General features: G+C 65.0%; 1 protein-coding gene. It reads right to left on the bottom strand.

The window, feature by feature from the left end:
* Window positions 1–260 (bottom strand): LysR substrate-binding domain-containing protein (locus SB725_RS32075; RefSeq protein ID WP_410923511.1); only part of this gene is annotated, 260 nt, incomplete at both ends.

Raw genomic sequence — 260 nt, 5'->3', positions numbered from 1 at the left:
CCGAAGGCTTCTCGGGGCAGCCATGGGCCGCGGCATAACCTGGGGAACAGAACAGCGCCTGGGTCAACTCGCCGACCCGGCGCAGGGTGAAGTTGCCGGCTTCCGGCCGTTGCAGGCGCAGCAGCAGGTCGCTGTGGCTCTGGGTGAGCTTGACAGAGCGCGCCGCATTGACGAAATCGAAGCTGATCTGCGGGTGCTGCAAGCGAAACTGCGCCAGTGCGGGAATGATCAGGTGGCTGCCCATCAACTCCGGGCATTCG

This window comes from Pseudomonas sp. SIMBA_041 (assembly GCF_046535095.1).
Classification (GTDB): Bacteria; Pseudomonadota; Gammaproteobacteria; order Pseudomonadales; family Pseudomonadaceae; genus Aquipseudomonas; species Aquipseudomonas mucoides.
The sequence above is the reverse complement of the archived record's forward strand: the minus strand, read 5'-3'. Positions and strand labels throughout refer to the sequence as shown.